This is a genomic window from Mycoplasma bradburyae (assembly GCF_024339025.1).
In the GTDB taxonomy this organism is placed as follows: Bacteria; Bacillota_I; Bacilli_A; order Mycoplasmatales; family Mycoplasmoidaceae; genus Mycoplasmoides; species Mycoplasmoides bradburyae.
In genome coordinates this window covers 748,592-770,180 of the sequence record NZ_CP101415.1, presented here as the reverse complement: position 1 = coordinate 770,180, position 21,589 = coordinate 748,592, and the positions used below count along the sequence as shown (strand labels likewise).

The following is a 21,589-nucleotide window of genomic DNA, read 5'->3' as shown; positions in this document are numbered from 1 at the left end:
ACAGATTCTACTAAAGATACTTATCTTATATCCATGATTATAATAGCTGTAACAATATTTACTATTTTCATAGTTTCATAAATTTATGTAATGCCTATAGCTATAAAAAATGGTTCATTAAATACAAATTAGAAATGAATAGTCATTTCTTAATATTAGAAAATATCGGCACGCTAAGAGGGATTGCGATTTTAGCTGCAGTTTTAGTAGTTTTTTATTCCTTTGGTTCGCGGCATTTTATCATTGATAATAATGGTAATGAGTATAGCAATAGGGAATTCTATCTTTAAGAAAATAGATATGAATATCCTTTCATAAATTCATTTAATTAGCGACAATAAGACAATTATTCATATAGAAATTAATAATAGTTTCTGTTTGATTTAAAGTTGAAGATGACTAATTGAAGAAAAGTAATTAAGAAGAAAACTTAAATCATAGAAAATAAGATTAAATAAATGTTTAAAACAAAACCCATTAATTTAAATTAATGGGTTTTTAAATGATATTTAATTAGATTTAAAATATATCTTTGTCAAAGATATATATTTTTATATTTAATTTATTTTACATGGTCTTATATTTAGTTGTTAAATAACTAATAATTTTTTATAAAAACTAATGTTAAAAAATTAAAAATCTTCTAAAATATTTAATCAAAAAAAATAAACACCGCTTTTTTAAATTTCAGTAAATGACTAAATAAAAATCTTTATTTTTACTTGCAATTTGGTTAACTAGATATATTAATTAATATAAAATTGTTATATTAATAATTAACAATGCATATAAAATCAAATCATATAATCTTTGGCTTATCTGCCTCTAAAAAATTAACAGAATCTGTTTGTTCTAGATTAGGTATTGAGCCTGGTGACATTACGATTCAAAGATTTGCTGATGGAGAAATTTTTGTTAGACCAGATTGCACCTTAAGAAATAAAGATGTGATTTTTATACAATCAACTAACTCTCCAGTGAATGATAACTTAATGGAACTATTAGTTGCTATTGATTCTGCTAAACGCGCTTCAGCTAAATCAATAACAGCATTAATGCCTTATTATGGTTACGCTAGACAAGATCGTAAATCAGCGGGTAGAGAACCGATAACTTCTAAATTGGTAGCTGATTTAATAACTAAGGCTGGAGCTGATAGAGTTACATTGACTGATATTCATAGCGATCAAACGCAAGGTTTCTTTGATATTCCGGTTGATACCTTAAAAGCTTCATTTGTTTTGTTGTGCCACGTTTTGGTTAATAATAAAATTGATGATTTAGTTGTGGTTTCACCTGATTATGGTGGTGTTAAAAGAGCTAGAAAAATAGCTGAATCAATTAACGTTCCTTTAGCTATTATTGATAAAAGAAGACCTAAACCAAATGTTGCTGAATCAATTAATATTTTAGGTGAAGTTTCTAACAAATGTTGTATTTTAGTTGACGATATGATCGACACAGGTGGAACGATTATGTCTGCAGCTAAATTACTTCATAAAAATGGAGCTAAAAAAGTTTTAGTAATGGCAACTCATGGATTGTTAAATAAAAATGCAATTGAATTATTTGATGAGTGTTATAAAAACAAAGAAATCGATGAGATTTATATAACCGATACAATTGATCAATCAGCAAAAAATCTTAAAGATAAAAAACAATTTAAAGTTGTTAAATTAGACCACTTTTATAGTTTAGTATTGGAAGCTTATATGAATGGTGGTTCAATTAGTGATGTTTATACACTTTATCAAGAATGAGCGAAATCACCAGATTTAAAGAAAATTCTAGAAAACCTAGAATAAATGAAATAATCATTGTAGAAGGTAAAACTGATACCGTTAAACTTAAAGGTATTTTTGATTGCGAAACGATAGAGACAAATGGATCCGAAATATCTAATGAAAAAATTAATTTGATTAAGGAATTAAGTTTAACTAAAGGTGTTATTTTATTTTTAGACCCAGATTATCAAGGTAAAAAAATCCGATCTAGACTTATTAAAGAGTTAAAAAAATATAAAGAAGCTTTTATCGATATAAATGAACTAAAAGATTCAAAAAAGAAAGGAATTGCTGAAGCTAGTAATGAATCTATCTTAAAAGCGTTTAATAATTTAATAAGTTCTGATTTAGATAATACGAAAACTATATCTTGGATAGAATATTTATCTTTAAATCTAGATACAAAAATAAAAAGAATTAAGTTGTGTAAAAAACTTGGAATTCCTTATGGAAACAACAAAAGTTTATTTAGATATTTATCTCTTTTAAAAAAAGATTTATCTGAAATAAAAGAACTTATTTCTGATATTTAAAATAGTCAAAATCTTCGGCAATATTAAGCAATTCTTTATTAGTTTCATTGTTAATATCGCTGACGATTTTTTTTAATATGGTTAAGTCTTTTTGTTCTTTTGAAAGTTCTTGATAAATATTTATATTAGGGATGTATTTATACTTCTTTTTAATGTTGTTAAAAGTTATACCGATATTAGAAACTATTTCGCCATTATGAAGTCTATCAAGCAACTCAACAGCTTTATTATAAAGAGACGATCTCTTATCTATGAATTGCTTAAATGAATATGATAATGAGATTGTTTTATTATTCTTTAATGAAACAGATACATTTTTAGTCAAAAGATTTTGATTTTTTAATCGTTGATAAATTTCATCAAACAAGTCATCAAAAATATCTAAAATAGAGTCATAGTTTCTAACTATATATCTTATATTTCTTGAAACTGAAACAGATTTCCTTGAACTATTTTCATAATTTACAAAATCATCTCCCTTACCATTAGCATGATTGTAGTGAGTTCAGTACATATTCTTAAAGATGCTTATTAATTTTTCTCTATCTTTAAATTGCGCGAAATTACCGATGTTTTTAATATTTAGTTCATTTAAAACAGGTATTTTTTTTGAACCAATTAAATACATTTTACTAATGTTAATAGGTCATAATTTTTCTTTAATTTCTTCAGGCCAGATTTCATAAACACCATTAGGTTTGTTTTGATCTGTTGCCATTTTAGCTAAAAATAAATTTGAACTAATTCCGATAGATACAGTTAAATTAGTTAATTCCAAAATTTGTCTTTGAATCATTTTTGCTAATTCAACAGCGCTTAAGTTTCTATTTTTTTCTAATATATCTGTAACATCTAAATAACATTCATCAATTGAAGCTACTTCTATTTTCTTAGTTATAAAATCTCTTAAGTAAGTAAATACATAAGCAGATACTTTTTCATATTTCGAAAAATCTACTTCAGCAATAATTAATGAAGGACAAAGTTTTTTGGCTTGAAAAATTGGCATTGCCGAACGAACCCCGAAATTCCTAGCAACATAATTAGCACTAGAAACAATAGAACCATGCGATTTAGATCCAACCGCTAATGGTTTATTAATATATTCTGGATTGGATTTTTCTTCAACTGAAGCAAAAAATGCATCAAAATCAATATGAAAAATAGTTTTTCTAGCCATTAAAAACAATAATTTAAATAATATTAAATTATTAGAAAAAATATTTAAATCAAGCTATTTAAAGTAATAAAAATGCTTTTATAATTAAACAATAATACAGCAACCAATTTGTGTTATGAATGAAACTAATTCACGCTCTTCCGAATTTTATCATGTAAAAAACCCCTTAGTTTCTATTCTTATACCTGTATATAATAATGCCAAAACGATAGAAACCACAGTAAGTTCTGCGTTATTTCAAAGTTATAAGAATATAGAAATTATTTGTATTGACGATAGTTCATCGGATAATTCATATCAAGTTTTAAAGAGATTTGAAACATTCGAACAAAATGTAAGAATATATAAAAATCAAACCCAAAAAGGGAGAGGTTTTGTTTATGATCAATTAGTTAAATATGCTTCAGGTCATTTCTTTTTATTTTTAGAACCGCCAAACACTCTTAATCAAGATGCTATTAAGCATATGATTTCAGTTAATGAACAATTTACTGAGATTATTGTAGGGAGAAATATGGTTGCTACAACATCTAACCCTATGAAAGGGGTTTATGATATTCCTACGAATGATAAAAAACTATCTGACCGTAATTCAATTGATTACATCTTTGCTAACTCATTTAATACTCAAGGAATATTAATTAAAAAGAATTTCTTTGAAGCTCTTGATATGAAGTTTGGTAAAAATCCGTACATTCCCGATTTTTATTTGAAATACGATTTATTAGCTAACTGTGATTTTTTCAGAGTAGTTTGAAAACCGACCATTAACTTTATTGAAAGCGAAGGTTTTTATGATGAGAATCGTTTAAAGTTTTTAGTTGCTAAATATCGTTATATTTTTCATGAATATCCTAAGATGATTGATTGGTTTAATAATTATGTTCCAATCAAAGACCGAATAAACGATTTTAAATCTAGTATAATTACCAGTATAATAGATCAGGTAAGAATTGAATATCGTAGTACTGTGGATGCGATTAAAAAGACATTCGAAGAGCAAATCCTAACACTATTAAAGAATCAATATTTATCTTCTAATTACATCTTTAAGGTACCTAATAACCTTCGAGAAAAACTAAAAACTAACGAAAATAAAAGATTATTTAAATAATTAAAAAACATGGTTATTAAGTCGATTTATCAAAATAAGCCTTTCCCTAAAAACTCACATACAATCGTTAATAACTTTAGATTTTTAATGTTTGATAGTGTCAATAATAGTTTTATAGGGAAAGCTGCATATGGATTTGGTTCAGCAAGTTATCTTTATGTCTTGTTCCGCAACTATTTTGTTATGGATGTTAATGATATAGATGCAAGCTATAATGATAAACTTGTTGTTTCAAAACAATTAGGTGGATCTAATATTAGGGCTTGTTTTTACTTATTAAAACATCCTGATATAAAAGTTGATGATCTAATTGATTTTTCTTATGAAAAAAAGATTAGAAATCTTTACGATTTTTCGAATAAGCAACCAGGTTATAATCTTGCTTATGCTGTAGGTTTAGCAATAGATTCTAAGTTAATACAAAAAGCTTCTCATTACACAAAAACTAATAAAATTTATTGTATTGTTAGTAGTGCTGATTTGAATTCTAATTATGGTTTATCAGCTCTTAAAACTGCTATTAATCAAAAATTAGATAACTTAGTTATTATTTATGATAATAATTCTTTTGAAGAACGCGGAGCTAATGATGATTATTTAATAACTGACTTTTCAACAATTGTTAAGAAGATGGGTTATAAATACATCAGTGTATTGAATGCTAACAATGTTGATAAAGTTGATGTAGCGTTCCAATATGCAGTCAATGCTAATCGTCCTGCTTTTGTTGATATCAACACTGTTGTTGGGCATGGTTCAGAAATTGCTGGTACTAGTCAAGTATTAAGAACTCAACTAGATCAAGAAGAATTAAACAAATTAATCAAGCGTTTTGAATACTATGGTGAAGAATTTAAGGTTTTATATGAAACTGCAAATGATATTTACCCGACCCAACAAACACGTGTTAATAAATTAAAAGATTTAATAAATAATCAACTAGATGAATTAAAAAGACGAAATATTGTTTTAGATGACTATTTAACAAATTATAAGGATTGAGAATTCAACTCAGATAAGATTGATAGTAATCAATCATTAGCTAAATTAAAAGCAGTTATTTTTAAAGAACAACCTAACTCTGTTTTATTAGAAGTTAACGATAATGATTATGAGTTGGAAAATGAACTAAATCAAATCAATTCTGATCGTTTAATATTATTAGGGCAATGAATTGAACTGGCTAAAGTTATTGCTTGCGCTATAGCGCACAACAAAGTTCATTTACCAGTAATTAATACTGATATCAACCTAATATCATCGATTATAACTGATCCAAACTTACAACAATGCAACAATAAATTCTTATATTTAGTAAATACTCCTAAGGGTTTATCTTTTAATTATTTAAATTCAATTTGTAATTCAATCGCATACCAAAACAACACATTGTTATTACAACCAGGAACATACGAAGAATTAAAATATTCAATATGTGAATTTAATAAACAAAACAAAAAAGATACCTTTATTGTTTTGCCACATGTTTCGGATTTAGTTAATATTATGGTGGATGGCATTAATTTAGCTGGCTATGAATTAAACACGCATAATTATGCTACTGTTAACATTATTGCTTGTGGCGCAGATTTAATAAAAGCATTAAGTTTTCGCGAAGAATTATTAAAAAATGGGATAATGCCTAGAATCATTTCGGTATTATCATTAGAACATTTTGATAACATGGATTCTGTAGCAAAATCTGTTTTGCTAAACAACTTCCCAAGTTATTATATGGACAGAATGGAAGAAGTTGCATGAGGTAATGTTTTATCTAAAAACCCACTTGAACTAAACTCAATTGATCAAATGAAAGAACATACTGTTCATTTCAAAAAATCTAAGCGTTCACAAAAAACTAATAATAATAAAATAAAATCATTAGATTCAAGAACTAATACAACTGAATTTGATAATGATCAAGATCAATATGGTCATTATCTATTGAGTGGTAAAATCGATATTAATAAAAATAATGGCGCTGATATCTTAAAGCGCAATAGCGATATCAATAACGACCAAGATAAGAAAAATAAGGATAGTAATTAGGAGACAAAAATGGAATTAGCATTATCACTAGGTTTGAGTATACCTTTATGCTTAATAGCTGGAGCTATTTTAGGTTACATCATTGCAATTAAAGTCTTTAAGCGTCAGATGCGTAAAAACCCACCGATAACAGAAGCACAAATTCGCAGTTTATATGCTCAAATGGGACGTAAACCATCTGAAGCTCAAGTAAAACAAATGATGCGTGCATATTCTAAGGAAATGAAATAACCATAATGAATCGTTTTATTAAAAGCGCTACTAGCTTAAAAGAGTGCATTAACGATTCAAAAAAAGAAGTGTGCTTAATAGGTCGTTCAAATGTTGGAAAATCAACAATTATTAACGGTCTAGCAAACGCTAAGATAGCTCATACATCAAAAACCCCAGGTCGAACGGTTACTATGAATTTTTATGAGATTAGTAATCAGAGAATCGTCGATTTACCTGGATATGGTTATGCAAGAATCAAGAAATCTCAAAAAGAAGAAATATCAGCTTTTTTAACTGATTATTTGAATCATAGAGAAAATTTAGCTGGCATTTTTTTAGTTCTTGATCTTGGTGTAATAACTCAACAAGATATGGAAATAACTAAACTGTTATCAACTCTTGGAATTGATTATTATATTGTCTTTAACAAGATTGATAAATACCCTAAATCAGCTTATCCTAACAATAAACATAAGATCTTAAATGCTCTTAAGGTTAATGAAGAAAAAATCATTCTAATAAGCGCTAAAAACAAGCAAAATTTAAATAACTTAATGTTAAGAATTATAGATGTTAATTCGTAAATTATGAAACAATTAAAAAAACTGGATTTAAACCAAAAATACGATCATAAATACATAAGTGAAGGTGTTGTAGATTTTTGATTAGATACTGATTATGCTAATCAAAAATCTGATTTTTGTTTATCTGACACAAAACCGTTTAGTGTGATTATGCCTCCACCTAATTTAACGGGTAAATTACATATTGGTCACGCTTGAAATTTATCGATTCAAGACTTAATTGTTCGTTATAAAAAGTTAGTAACTGGAAACATTAATTGAATTCCTGGTACTGATCATGCAGGGATTGCTACGCAAACAAAATTCGAATCAATTCAAAGAAGCAATAATATTGATTACAAAAAAGACGATCGCCAAACCCACTTTAATAACATCTATAAATGAGCACAAGAATCATCTAAAACAATTAAGAATCAAGCTAAATCGTTAGGTTTAGCTCTTAATTGAAAAAAAGAAAAATTTACTTTATCAGAACAGTCAAATAAATATGTTTTAGATGTTTTTGTAAAACTTTATGAACAAGGATATATAACTAAGAAATATACACTTGTAAACTGGGACACTAAACTAAATACTGCTATATCAAATATTGAAGTAATCAATAAGGAAACAACGCAAAAATTACATTATATTAAGTATTATCTAGAAGATAGCGAAGATTATCTTGAAATAGCTACAACTAGACCTGAAACAATCTATGCTGATGTGGCTGTTTTTGTTAATCCTAATGACGAAAGATATTTAAAATATCACGATAAAAAATTGATTAATCCATTGAACAATCAATTAATTCCGATTTTAGTCGATGAATACATTGACATCGACTTTGGTAGTGCGGTTATGAAATGTACCCCAGGGCATGATCATAATGACTATGCATTATCTAAAAAACATAATTTACCAGAATTAAGCTGTATTAACTTTGACGGAACACTTAATGAACTAGCTTTAGAATTTGAAGGTGTTGATGTTTATCAAGCTAGAGAACTAATTGTTGATAAATTAATTAAAGAAAACAAATACGTTAAGTTTGAAGAAATAGTAAGTAATATCGGTTATTCTGATCGTTCTAATACAATTATTCAACCGTTATTATCGAAGCAATGATTCTTGATTACAACTAAATTTGTTGATGAGATTAAAAAATTAGTTAACAATCCTGATAATATCAAAATTTATCCTAAACGTTTCTTAGATACGATTAATAATTGATTGGATTCTAATCAAGACTGATGTATTTCAAGACAACTTGTATGAGGTCATCAAATACCAGCTTGATATAATAAGAATAATTCTGAAGATATTAAAGTAAGTATAACTTCACCAGGTGAAGATTACATAAGAGATCCGGATGTTTTGGATACTTGATTCTCATCAGCATTGTGACCTTTAATATGTTTTAATGAAGGAATTGATGATAAAGAGTTTGCTGATAATTTTCCTAATTCATTGTTAGTTACTGCTTATGATATTGTATTCTTTTGAGTGTTAAGAATGGTGATCATGTCTTGATTGCTTAAAAAATCAATTCCATTCAAAGACTTATTATTGCATGGTTTGATATTAGATGATCAAAACCGCAAGATGTCGAAGTCACTTAATAATGGAATTGATCCAATTCAGGTAATTGATGAATATGGTTCAGATGCTTTAAGATTATTCTTAACATCAAATACTTCGCCAGGTGAAGATGTTTCGTATAATACCGAAAAAATGAATGCAGCAGCTTCATTTTTAAATAAACTATGAAATTTAGCTAGATATATTAGCTTAATTGATGTAACTAAATTAACTGATGAAGGGTTAGATAGTTTAGATTATTGAATTATTAACCGTTTTAACGATGTTAATGAAGGTGTTCAAGATAAATTAAAGGAATATCGTTTCGCTCTGTCAAATAAACAATTAAGTGATTTCATTTGAGATGATTTTGCTAATGTTTATATTGAATTCAATAAGAAAAACGGATGATCTAAAGCTAAATATGATCTAGCTAATAAAATGTTTAGGAATTTATTAGTTATGCTTCATCCCTCTGTTCCATTTATTACTGAACAACTATACAATGTGTTTGAATTTAGTAATAAAAAACCTTCAATCATTCTTGAAAAATGACCAAGCTTAATTGATATTAAACAAAAAACATCTAACTTTGATAATATTTTAGGAATAGTTATTAAGATTAGAAATTTCAAACAAAGTTTCGAATTGAAATCTAAAACAGAGTTAAACGTTCTTTACAAGAATGATGTAAGTTATATTGAAGACTTAACTAAATATTTAAAAACAGAAAACATAAATCTTATTAAGATAAGTGACCAAAAACTTGACGATTTATTCTTGATAGCATCAGATGATAATGAATTCTATGTTGTTTATGAGAATGATAAGTCAAAAATTATTGATAAATTAAAAGCTGAAATAGTAAAACTTCAAAAAGAAGTTGAAAGAAGTTTAAATATAGTTAATAATGAAAACTTCAAGAATAAAGCTCCAAAAGAAAAATACGAGGCTGAAGTTAAAAAATTAAATAACTATCAAGAAGAGTTAAAACTAAAAGAAGATAAATTAAATTCTTTAAAATAAGATTTTTTTCCATATCTTGTATATGGAATTAAAAAGAAGAATAAACATAAAAGAAAACTACGGACTAGCATTGATGTTCTGTTTAGTTTCCATTTGATTGTTGGGTTATACATTTAATAAACAACAATGGATACTGATAGGAATCCTAGGCGTAGTTTTTTTATTGTTTCATTCTTTTTGTTTAATTGCAAAATAGCAATTTTTATTTGCGTATTATTTGTTTTATTTTTAGGGTATTATCTTATTTATTATTTTCTTGATATTAAAGGGGTTAGTTTTAAAGAGTTGTTAGATAGGATACCAGAAGAATATGATCTTAGAAAAATAATTTTGAAATATCTTAATACAAACGAAAGAAAACAATCAAGAGGATTTTTATTATTAACGATATTTAATATTAGAAACAATGATAATAGAGTTATATATAACCAGATATTAAACCTATCAATAGCGCATTTATTAGTTGTTAGTGGGTTGCATTTATCTTTAATAAATATAACTATTCAAAAAATATTTAAAAAATCAAAAATTATCGGTAATTTTGTATCATTTCCGATATTAATTTTTTATTGTTACTTATTGAGTTTTAGTTATGGAGTAACACGAATATTACTATGTTTATTTATTAATCTTATTCTTAAGAAAATTATAAAGGAAAAGGATATAAGTTTTTTAGTTTTAGCGATTTCTGGACTAGTATTATTGTTATTTAATCCATATGCTTTTCTGAGCTATTCCTATATGCTAAGTTATTTAAGTGTATCTGTAATAACTGCAATTTATCAAATTGAAAAAATAAATAATTTTGCTAAATCAATAATTTCGAGTGTGCTTATCAATATAGTGTTAGGCGGTTTGATTATTAATGGTTATGGGAAGATAAATTTATTGATAATATTTTGATCAATAATTTTGAGTCCTATTATTATGAGTATCTATTTTTTAAATCTTTTTCTATTCCCATTTAATGTTATTTGACCGTATTTAGAAATCTTGCATAATGTCTTTTTTATGATTATAGAAACTTTTCAAATAAATTATTTCGTTATAAATTTATCTGAATTAGCTAATTGAACACCTTATTACTATTTATTAATTTATTATTTATTTATCAGTAATATGTGGGTGATGAGGTTAATCTAAAGTGTCTTATTTAGTGATTTGTGACGATTTATATTTAGCTCAAATAAATTTAAGAGAGAAAAATAAGAATAAAAATATTGTTTGAGTTAACTATGATGAAAATACTAATTTATCTCAATACTTAAGTACTGGGTTATTCAACAATAATTCGAATGAAATTATAGCAATTATTAATCCCGCATTTTTATATAAAGAATTTGATTTAAATAGTAGTAAAGCGTTAATAAATACTATTAATAATTCATCTAAACAAGTTTTTTTAATAGTTGATAGTAAATATGATTATAAAAAAACAGATTTATTAAAAATTGACGGTAAAAATGAGATAAAAAGCTTAGATAGTAAAAATAATTCTAAGTTTAATTTCATAACAAAAGAGTTAGATAAGTTAAATAAAAATTATCCAAATTGACTTCCTTATTTTATTGATAAAAATACTAATAACGATGCAAGACTAATATGCAGTGAAATTAAAAAATTGGAATTTGTTGATGAAGAAAGCTTAAACAACCGTGAAGAGATAGATAAAATAATAATTGATCATTCGGATACATTAATCTACAACTTAGCTAAAGAGATTATCAATAATAATGTTCAAGAAATATTAAATATATATCAGGATCTAATTGATAATAAGAGGCAACCAAGCGAAATTATTTCTACTCTGATTACGATGCTTAGTAAAATATATTTCTTATTGCTTGGTAAAAAAATGAAATTATCTGATGAAGATATAGCTAAAAAAATGGGCGTTAATATTTATTGGTTAAAATATACATATAGAGATATTTATGTAAAATCTGATAAAGTAATAAAGGATTTTATTGTTGATTTGTTAAAATTAGATATTAATAATAAAAGAAGTTTGGCTGATCCTTACCAATCTCTTAAATATTTCATCATAAGAGGTATTGATTAAATATGTCGATAGAACTTAATTCAACTATAGATAAAATTAAATACAAACTTAACACAATTTTAAATAGTGAAAAGTTTGAAACTGAATTAAAGAACAATGAGGCGTTTAGAGCTGTTTTATTTAAACAGATTGCTATTTATAAATTTTTGGCTAGTAAAACTGAAAATGCTTCTGATAACTTGGAATATGTTGAATTTGCTTTAAATAAACTTAACAAGTTTACAACTAGCAAATATACTAGCGATAAATTGGTTTCTTACGACTCATTTGATGATGCTAATGATGATATCAATTATCTTGATATTTTCATTCTTAATACTTTTAATAAATCATTTGATGAAATAATTGACAAACCTAAAGTCAATGAAAAAGAAAAAAATGTAGTTGAAAGTAATGATGAAGAAATAAATAATAATAAGAATGATATTAATTCATCACCAACAGTATCTGATATCGAGGATGAAGAAGAATTAAATAAAAAAACTTCTTTTAGTGTTCCATTAGGTTCCTCTATTGATTTGAAAGAAAATTTAGAAAAAATCATTTCTTCAATCAGTCAACCTGATTACAAACAATTTGCTTCGATCGTTGTTAAATCTGAATCTGATATTGGTAAATTTTTCTTATTTAAAGAAAAATCTAAATTAATGATTATATTGAACTACTTAGCTTCTGTAATATGTTTAATATTCGCTGCTTTTGGGTTAGGGTTATTAGCTTGATACTTCGTTTTATATCAAAATCAAGAAATACCAACATTTGTATCTGCTATAGATAATAAAAATTATCCAATACTATCTCCGATAAATACTACCTCTACGTTATTATTAGTTGCTGTAAATATTATTTGCGCTTATACATACATAACTTCAGCAATAGGTAAAACATCGCTTAAAAAATCTCAAAATGCTATCGCTTTAATTTCTACATACACTAATAAAGAAGTAAAACCTCCTCATATTAATGACAACTTAAGATATAGTTTTAGAATTAAACCATTAATTTATCTATTATTATTCATAGTGTTTTATTCTTTTTCGCCATTCTTTAGTCCTTATTCTGGAGGTTCATTACTTGATGGAATTAAACACTTGTATTCAGTTCCTTCGAAAATTTTCTTTTCAAAAGAGGCTGTAGTGATTCCTGCTGATACAGTCTATGAAGTTACTAAAATTATTTGAATAGGATTAATTTCAATACCTTTGGCAATTATATTTTTAATTGTGATTTCAATGTTCTTCAAACCAAAAATTGATAAAGAAAAAATTGATGAAGCTGTTGATAAATATGCAGAAGAAATCAAAAAAGCAGCTAACGAAATAACTTCTATTTTCGAAAGAAATAATTCTAGCGATTCATCTAATAAGGTATTCTAATATTGCAAAAAATAGCTATTAAAAATCAGTTTGATGTTGCTAAAAAACCGATAAATAAATTAGCAATCATTAGGTTTTTTTTACCGTTCTGACCACTTAAATTAAGGTATAACATTTACCTTATTTCTTTTTTATCTATGTTTATAGCTTTAAAAGTTGTTTTAGGTTTTTTTGTTATAAAGATAGGTCCCACGATAAGTTTAGGAATCTCTTGAGTAGGATTAGCTTTAATTGGTTGAATTTTCGGTCCAGTTACTGCTATACCAATAGGTTTTTTAACTGATACACTTTCATTTATTTTAGGTAAAGGTGGTGTATGGTATTGACTTTATGCTATTCAAGAACCGATGATTGTATTTACTGCTTCTCTGTTTGGTTCGATTTATCGAATTAGAAAACAATACAGTTCTAATTCCTTAGATTTTTTATTTCAACAAGTTTTAATTATTGGATTCTGTGTTTCGGGGTTCATCTTTTTATCTTTATACAACAATACAGACACAGAAAAAATATTGATAAGAAACAATTCGTTTGGATCAACACTAAGTTTCGTATTTATTGGTTTATTTTTTATTTTTTCAGAAATCATAAGTTGATTGCTATACTTAAGAAATAAAAAAACTAAAGAATCGATTAAACTATTTTTATATGTTTCGACTATGATGATTACTTTATCGATTCTTTATTCATTAGTGTTAGGAACAATATCAATTAATGAATTCTTAATTAATGTAGTTCATCAAAAACCAAAATCCAAAGATTTTATTTTAAGCGCTTACTTAATTCCAAGAGTGATTAAAGAAACTTTAAGGTTACCCATTTTAATAATTTGTGTAATTAGTTTAATCAAATTATCAGAACCTCATTTAGAAAACTTTTTCAATCTTTCACGTTTGCGTTGATAAATACATAAAATAGTGATATAGTATAATAAAAAACGATATAGTTGAAGAATCCCTCGTGTTTCTTCATTTATTTATATATCTAAATTCATGTTTAAAAACAAAAGAAATAAAATTCTTGCAACTTCCTTTTTATTAAGTGGCATATCTGTGATGAGCTTAGTTGCCAGCAGCTGTTCTAGTGCTGTGGAAAAACAAGTCTTAGACGGACTTTTTAAGACTGAGTCTAATCCAAGAAATTTTAGTAACTCTAGTGTCGGTTCTTTCAATGAAGTTCTTCAAAACTCACTTGAAAACGATCAAGGTTTTAACAATTTTGCTAGATATTTGTTAGCAGATTCATTAGAGAATTGATATGAAAATAATGCATCTTCTGAAATAGTTGAAAAATATCGAAATTGAGAGAAAGAAGCTGATACTAAGTTAGAAAGTGAAACAACTTCTTTAAGAAATCAATTTAGAAGAAATTTTGAAGTTAGAAGACAAACAGATGTATTAGATATTAACGGCGGAACTGTTGATGCTTATAAACGCAAACAAGTTCTTACTAATGTCTTTACTGATTTCTCATCATTAGTTTTCCAAAATGATTATTTAGGTTATTTTAATGATGATAATAAACCTGTTGCTAATCCTTTAATCGACGAAGTAAGTAAGCCTGAAAATTGAAAACACATCAAGTTTTATGCTGAAGGTTACACAGATAATAAATCAGAGCAAAACAATAAACAGATGTTTGCTGATTTTCAATCGTATGTTTTTGATCAATGAGTTAGAAAAGAAAATCCGAATTTAGTATCTAGATTAGTATTTACTAATGAAGATATTAGAGGTGGATTGGATCAGATATTTAATAAAAAAATTTTGGGTGATGATCTTAGAGCTACTTACAATTTCCAAGCTTTTACTGATCCAAATAAAGTTGTTGATAAAACTTCACCTAAACTATCGACTGGATTCAAACAATTAGTAGCTAACGATGGGTTGAATAATTATTACAATCCAGAAAACTACACAGTAGATTTTTTAAATCAATTTTCATCAGATTCTGGTGGTAAGTTGTTAATGACTGCTAGCGAAATGTTTAATTCTTTTGATGTTGCTTTTAGTACTGCTTATGTACAACAATATCAAGATTTAGTTAATAATGTTGATAAGGATAATGCAGTAGCATCGGTTACACTTGATCCGGACAACATTATGAAGAATTTTATCTTTGCTGATACTACAATAGATACTAATTCTAAATATTCAACTAAATTAGATTTAACTTCAAACGATAATCAATTAAAAGAAATATCTGAAAAAATTAAATCAAGTATTTTAGTTGATAAGATTGCAGATGATAGCTACTACAGTGTATATAAGAAATACGCAAAAGGTGAAGCTAGTATTCATGAATATATCAGACCTAAATCAACAAATGAAGATGTAAACAAAATAGCTAAGCAATTCATCTTATCTAGAGGTAAGGATGGTATTCATATCATTGCTATTGATGGTGCTAACTATTACTTAACTGGTAACACTAGAGATATTGAGAAACAAAAACAATTCTTATTATTCAGAAATGAATTATTAAAGAATAGTGAGTTTCCTAAATACTTTAGCGAAAAAACTTATCAATTTAACTTATTAGAATCTGTTAAGAAATATTTTGATGACAACAACATTACCTTGATAATGCAGTTCTTACTAAATGCAGTGAATAATGATAAGTCATTCTTATATAAAAAAGGTAATGAGAAATTTTTAGACTCTTTAAAAAAAGTTTCAACTATTCTTTCAGATCTAGCTAAAAATAAAGCTCAATATAACTATGCTAAAAAAGTTAGAAACGATGCTTTAAATGTTAGAGATAAGATTTTAGAAAGAGCTAAGATGTTTGATGATTTAGTTAAATCAAACAAATCACCTAGCATTGGATTAGCTGCTAAATTACCTCATCCAGCAGCTAGTGATGGGACTTATTTAGGTATTGAAAGTTACTACAAAGAATTATTAGTTGAAAACAACTTGCTAGATAAAGCAAGTTTAGCTACAAAAGATACAGGTTTAACTCAATTATTTAATAAAGTAGTAAACGATGCTAAAGCTAATTATGATAAGAGTATTAAAGCTGCAATCGATACATTACTTCTTAATGGTGTAAGTTCTCAATTATACTCACAAAATGTTTTTGTAACTTCTAGATATGATAGTGGTTATGATGTTGGGATTAATGCTGCTATCAACGCAACAATCGCGTTACCAACTTCAGCTAATAATTTTAGAAAACAATTCTATCTAAATGATGAAGACTTCAAGAAATTCTATGATGCTTCTAAACATGAATTTAAAGATTATGAAAACATTGAAGCGAAGCAAATCAAAGATGTAGTTGATTTTTATTTCATTCAAAGTACTTGAGAAACAAAAACAGATAAACTTAAATATGGTTCTTGAACAACTCAAGATGAATATAAAAAAGTTTTAGAAAATTACTTTAATAGTCTAACTACTATAACTGATCCAAATGACAATGCTTCAATTAATTATTTAAGATATATAAACACATTTAGATATTTAATTAAAGATAACTTAGCAGAATTCAAGAAGATCTTATCTAACCAAATTACAAGAGGTATTAGTGCTAATGTTTCTTGAACATTAACTAGTGGAACTAAGTTAGAAGAAAACGGTAATATTGCTGCTACTCAAGATAAAGTAGATTTCAATAAATTTATCGCTAACCCTGATTACTTACAAGGAAGTAAGTTTGACTTTATTAATATCAATAAAACTGTTGATAGCGATCCAAATGTAAAGGCTAAGAACACTAATTATTCAACTGTTGGTGATGACGCAGCAACTGATAAACGTATTTATGGATTCAATGGATTAAGTGTAGCAAACTCAACAGCTAACTTAAATGATGAAGTTAAATCAGTTTTATTTGATAATTTTGAACAATCTGGATTAGATGGTATCTTATACTCATTCGGTGGTTCTTTAGATGAAGTTATTAAATACGTTAATTCTTTAACTAGTAATCGTGAGTTAGATACTTTCGTAGAATTACTAAAAAGAGCTAAGGTTAATATTAATTTATTTGAAACTGATGCTAATGGTAAACCGATCGAATTTAGTCAAAGAAAAACTACCTTAATAAACACATTAAGTGATAAGAAGATTTTAAGTGATAACGTTTATACAAAATTTGTTGGTTACATCGGAGAGAATAAGAAAACTTCAACTGATTTAACTACTCAACCTGAAGGATTCAAACCATACAGAGCAGCTAAGTCGTTAACAAATTGAACCACTTATGTTAAACAAATTAATTTTAATGATGTAAGTAAATTGGGTGGAAAATCTTGATTAACAAGCGCAGACAATCGTCTAGGTTTATCGGTTAATGAATTACTATCTGTGATAGCTAAGTACGCATTTGATAGTTCTTACCAAAACAACGCTGAACTAGCAATAATTAACAGTCAACAACTTATTAGTGTTAATGATAAACGTTTATATGATGCTTTAGGTTTAAGATGGACCCTAAAGAATTAAATAAAAAGTAGTAAAATTTTAAATTGGAGTAAAACTGATGTTTCAAAACAATAATAAAAAACGAAGAATTACAAGACAAATATCCTTATTGTCTTTAATTTCTTTCGCTGGAATCATTGCTAGTTCTTGTGGCAATGTTGCTAACAATCAACTTAATAGATTCAATACAGGTTACAGTAACAATGGTGAAAATAATATCAACCAAGGTTTTGTAAATGGTGATGAAAGTATTTTAGGCGGTTATAAACTACAAGCGCAATCTGTATTAACAACTGCTTTAAAAAATAACCAAGGTTTTCAAACTTTATTATCAACATTGTTAGCAGAATCTTTATCTAATTATTACAAAGATTCAAAATCTCAAGTTTTAAAAAACAAATACGAAAACTTTAGTGATGATATCAAAGATCAATTAGATACATCAATTAAAGATAATAAGAAACTTCATGGTAATGAATATGAAGATCTTTTACAAACACAATTATATGACTCTAATGGTGGTACTAAAGAAAGCTATCTAAAAAATCAATTAAACCAAAAGATCATTAGGGATTTCCTTGACTCTGTTTTTGAAACTCAATATTTAAACTACGCACCAACTACATCTACAAACACAGATGGTTTAACAGTTTATTCAAACCTAACTAAAATTCCATCAAGAGAAACATTAAGCAATCCAGAAAATTGAAAAAATATCAAGTTTACTAATGGAGGATTTAGTAAAACTGATAACGAACAAAACAATAAAGAGTTCTTAGCGCAAATCCAAGCTAATATTTTTGATAGTTGAGTAACTAATGAAAATCCTAATTTAGTATCTAGAATTGTATTTACTAATGATACTCCAAAAGACGGATTAAATTCTATTTTCAATGACCGTGTTGTTAATGCTAGTTCATTAGTTGCTGGATATAATTTCCAAGCGTTCAAAAACCCTAAAGATCAACCATTCGATGAAAATAAAGGAATGAGAGCTTATAACGAATTCATTCGCAATGGTTTAGATAGTTATGTAAACGACAAGACTAAAGGAATTGATATTCCGAACAACTTCTCATCTGATGCTGGTGGTAAGTTGTTAATGACTGCATCTGACATGTTTAATAGTTATGATGTATCGTTTAGTGCTGCCTTTGTTCAACAATATCTAAGACAAACTAATAATCCTAACAAAGATAATGTAGGTAATGTTCAATCTTCAATAGATGAAACCAACTTAATGAACAACTTCATTAGAACTCCGGATAGTTCTAGTGGATCAACTACAACTTCAACTTGAGATCAAGCAGTTGCAAACGATTCATTATTAAAAACTGATAGCACTAACAGAACTAAAGATCCGTACTATCAAGCTTATGCTGATTTAGCTGCTGGTAATAAGAAGATTTTTGAAATCTTTCAGTGAGATGGGAAACAAATGACACCTTCATCTCAACCGATGTCTAGAGCTGCTGATATGGTCGTTTCGTCAGAAGGTTCATCGGCTCCAGCTCCTGCTGCTCCCGCTGCAGCCACTCCTGCTGCTGCTAAAAATACAAAAGCTGACAAATTCATTTTTGCTAGAGGTAAAGATGGAATTCATGTTATTGCTATAGATGGTGGTGAATACTATTTAAATAATAATATGGATAAGCGCAGAGATATTTCTAAACAAAAAGAATTCTTAGCTTACCGTTCATTATTAAAATCATCTGTAAGTTTAGCTGATAATGAAAAATATGATTTCAGCTTAGAAAACCAAGTTAAGTCATACTACGATAAAGACCAAACATTAAACTTATACTTAGCGTTAAGTAAGATGTATGAAGAAGCTATAAAGACTCCTGAAAGCAAAAACAACATCTTTAATATTGAAGATGGCGGGAACTTCAGTTTTAAAACTAGCTTCAAAAAAGTTTATGACTTAGTTAATGATTTAGTTAAGTCTCAAGTTGAATACCAAAGAGCTCTTGATTTAGATACTCAAGTGCAAAACGTTAGAGCTAAAATCTATGAACGTGCTAAAGCGTTTGATGATAATCAAAAAAACAACCAACCAGGTAACAATGGTATAGCAGCTAAATTACCTTATGTAAGATCAGCTGATGGTTCATATAACGGTTTAGAACAATACTACTTAGCTACTTTTGGGTTAACTGGTACTCCTTCAACAGAAGGTACAAATAAGAGTATCCAAGATAACGTTAAAAAGAAACGTGAAGCTAGAGATGCTAAAATTCAAGAATTGTTAACTAAATTAAAAGTTGAAACAGTTTTAATTAATAGTAAAAGTCAAAATACCTTTATAGATATTAAAGCTGAAGATGAACAATTTAGTAAATGAGAAAATCTAAAATTAGCTTTAAATTTAGTTTTAGGTTCTATTATCTCTTCATCTTTATTAACTAATGAAATCAAAACTGAATTCATTAAATCAAGTAAAGAGTTTAAAGAGTTTTATAAGGTTGAAGACGGTAGCGTTTGATCTTCATTTGGGATAGATCAAACTACATTGAAAAATGTTATAAGAAATGTTTATCAGTTTTCGGTATTTTCATCGTTAAGCGACAAAACATCTAAAGGTGTTTATAATAGTTTTAGTACATTAAATGGTATTGTTAATAATCTGTGAAATGATCAAAGATTAGATAAGAATCCTAGTTCAGAATTAACATTCAATTATTACAAATACTTATACACTCTTCAATGATTATTAAGAAATAATTTACAAAACTTCAAACAAATAGCTAAAACTAGCATTAAACCTGGTGAAGTCGCTTTTGCCACTTGATCATTACCAGTTGATTTAGATGCAGCTAATAGTGCATCTTCTGATAACAACCCATTAACTAAATTTGATGCTAACCCTGATGGTATATTAGGATCAAAAGGATCTAACTGAAAGAATATTGTAAGCTCTGAAGCTAGCAAAATTACTAAAGCTAACTATTGAAACAACAGTTCATTAACTTACAAAGTTTCTGTAAGTGAAGATTCTCCTAAATCTCCTCAATATGGATTTGCTGGATTAGTATTTAAAGATAGTTCAGCTCCTATCGCGGAAGAAGTTAAATCAGCTTTATTCACAACATACAGTTCATCAGGTGAAAAAGGTACTTTCTTTGGATACGGAAACAAAGATAACTTAATTGCTTATGTTGATTCAATTAAGTCTGAACGTGAATTAGATAGTCTAGCTAACAGAATTACTGATGAAACTAGAGTTCCAAGTAACGACTACTTCAAAAAAGATGATAAGAACAATCCTTTAAGTTACGATAAGAAACTAGAAGAAATCAAGAAAATGATCAACTTGATTCCTGCTTCTGCTTTTGAAAGATTTGTTGGATACATCGGTAACAAAAAAGAAGAAAACTACGATCTAAACAACACATTATTCGTTAAAGGTAGTTTAAGAAGAATTGCAACATATGTTAAACAAATTAGTTACAGTGATGTTGATAAATTAGGTGCTGGATGATTAACTGATTCTAATAAAGCATTAGGCTTATCTCAATCAGAATTATTAACTATTATTGCTATGACTGCTAATAATTCAGCTATTCAAACTCAAGCGCTAACTAGCTTAGTAAACAACAAAAAACTAACTGTTCGTGACGTAAGATTATTCGGAGCTTTAGGTTCATTCTTTGCAAAGAAGATAAATTAAGAAAAGTA

The 21,589-nt window shown here is 27.2% G+C and carries 14 protein-coding genes; 13 read left to right on the top strand and 1 reads right to left on the bottom strand.

Annotated features, from left to right (window positions below; translation table 4 throughout):
• Nucleotides 1–782 precede the first annotated feature (782 nt).
• Both NMG77_RS02995 and rnmV read left to right on the top strand, forming a co-directional pair.
• Entirely contained in the window at nucleotides 783–1,805 is a 1,023-nt protein-coding gene (locus NMG77_RS02995; RefSeq protein ID WP_255034488.1) for a ribose-phosphate diphosphokinase, read from the top strand.
• Nucleotides 1,757–2,317, top strand: a complete 561-nt coding sequence (rnmV, locus tag NMG77_RS02990) for a ribonuclease M5 (protein ID WP_255034486.1) — start codon at nucleotides 1,757–1,759, stop codon at nucleotides 2,315–2,317. Before NMG77_RS02995 ends, rnmV begins: the two co-directional genes overlap by 49 nt.
• Here rnmV and NMG77_RS02985 read toward each other — a convergent pair.
• Nucleotides 2,301–3,497 carry a Y-family DNA polymerase gene (locus tag NMG77_RS02985; protein ID WP_255045729.1) on the bottom strand — a complete coding sequence of 399 codons (1,197 nt, stop codon included), beginning with the start codon at nucleotides 3,495–3,497 and terminating at the stop codon, nucleotides 2,301–2,303. The genes rnmV and NMG77_RS02985 overlap by 17 nt on opposite strands.
• A gap of 115 nt (nucleotides 3,498–3,612) precedes the next feature.
• Here NMG77_RS02985 and NMG77_RS02980 point away from each other — a divergent pair, with 115 nt between their 5' ends.
• The 11 genes from NMG77_RS02980 to NMG77_RS02930 all read left to right on the top strand — a co-directional run bounded on the left by NMG77_RS02980 (nucleotide 3,613) and on the right by NMG77_RS02930 (nucleotide 21,581).
• Nucleotides 3,613–4,611 (top strand): glycosyltransferase family 2 protein, encoded by a 999-nt coding sequence (locus tag NMG77_RS02980; RefSeq protein ID WP_255045728.1) that lies wholly within the window; start codon nucleotides 3,613–3,615, stop codon nucleotides 4,609–4,611.
• Between the two features lie 9 nt (nucleotides 4,612–4,620).
• Nucleotides 4,621–6,660, top strand: a complete 2,040-nt coding sequence (locus tag NMG77_RS02975) for a thiamine pyrophosphate-dependent enzyme (RefSeq protein WP_255034483.1) — start codon at nucleotides 4,621–4,623, stop codon at nucleotides 6,658–6,660.
• Between the two features lie 9 nt (nucleotides 6,661–6,669).
• On the top strand, nucleotides 6,670–6,891 hold the full coding sequence (locus NMG77_RS02970; protein ID WP_255045727.1) for a YneF family protein: 222 nt from the start codon (nucleotides 6,670–6,672) through the stop codon (nucleotides 6,889–6,891).
• A gap of 5 nt (nucleotides 6,892–6,896) precedes the next feature.
• A complete protein-coding gene (gene yihA / locus NMG77_RS02965; RefSeq protein ID WP_255034480.1) occupies nucleotides 6,897–7,457 on the top strand; it encodes a ribosome biogenesis GTP-binding protein YihA/YsxC in 561 nt (186 codons plus the stop codon).
• Nucleotides 7,458–7,460: 3 nt separating this feature from the next.
• Entirely contained in the window at nucleotides 7,461–10,043 is a 2,583-nt protein-coding gene (gene valS, locus NMG77_RS02960; RefSeq protein WP_255045726.1) for a valine--tRNA ligase, read from the top strand.
• Between the two features lie 126 nt (nucleotides 10,044–10,169).
• A complete protein-coding gene (locus NMG77_RS02955) occupies nucleotides 10,170–11,186 on the top strand; it encodes a ComEC/Rec2 family competence protein (protein ID WP_255045725.1) in 1,017 nt (338 codons plus the stop codon).
• A gap of 1 nt (nucleotide 11,187) precedes the next feature.
• Entirely contained in the window at nucleotides 11,188–12,105 is a 918-nt protein-coding gene (holA, locus tag NMG77_RS02950) for a DNA polymerase III subunit delta (protein WP_255034476.1), read from the top strand.
• A 2-nt stretch (nucleotides 12,106–12,107) separates the two neighbouring features.
• A complete protein-coding gene (locus tag NMG77_RS02945) occupies nucleotides 12,108–13,481 on the top strand; it encodes a hypothetical protein (protein WP_255045724.1) in 1,374 nt (457 codons plus the stop codon).
• A 137-nt stretch (nucleotides 13,482–13,618) separates the two neighbouring features.
• Complete coding sequence (locus NMG77_RS02940; RefSeq protein ID WP_255045723.1) at nucleotides 13,619–14,386, top strand: ECF transporter S component; 768 nt, start codon at nucleotides 13,619–13,621, stop codon at nucleotides 14,384–14,386.
• Between the two features lie 87 nt (nucleotides 14,387–14,473).
• Nucleotides 14,474–17,932 (top strand): DUF3713 domain-containing protein, encoded by a 3,459-nt coding sequence (locus NMG77_RS02935; protein WP_255045722.1) that lies wholly within the window; start codon nucleotides 14,474–14,476, stop codon nucleotides 17,930–17,932.
• Between the two features lie 37 nt (nucleotides 17,933–17,969).
• The gene (locus NMG77_RS02930) at nucleotides 17,970–21,581 is read left to right on the top strand and encodes a DUF3713 domain-containing protein (RefSeq protein WP_255045721.1); all 3,612 of its coding nucleotides are present in this window, start codon (nucleotides 17,970–17,972) and stop codon (nucleotides 21,579–21,581) included.
• The last annotated feature ends 8 nt before the right edge of the window (nucleotides 21,582–21,589 follow it).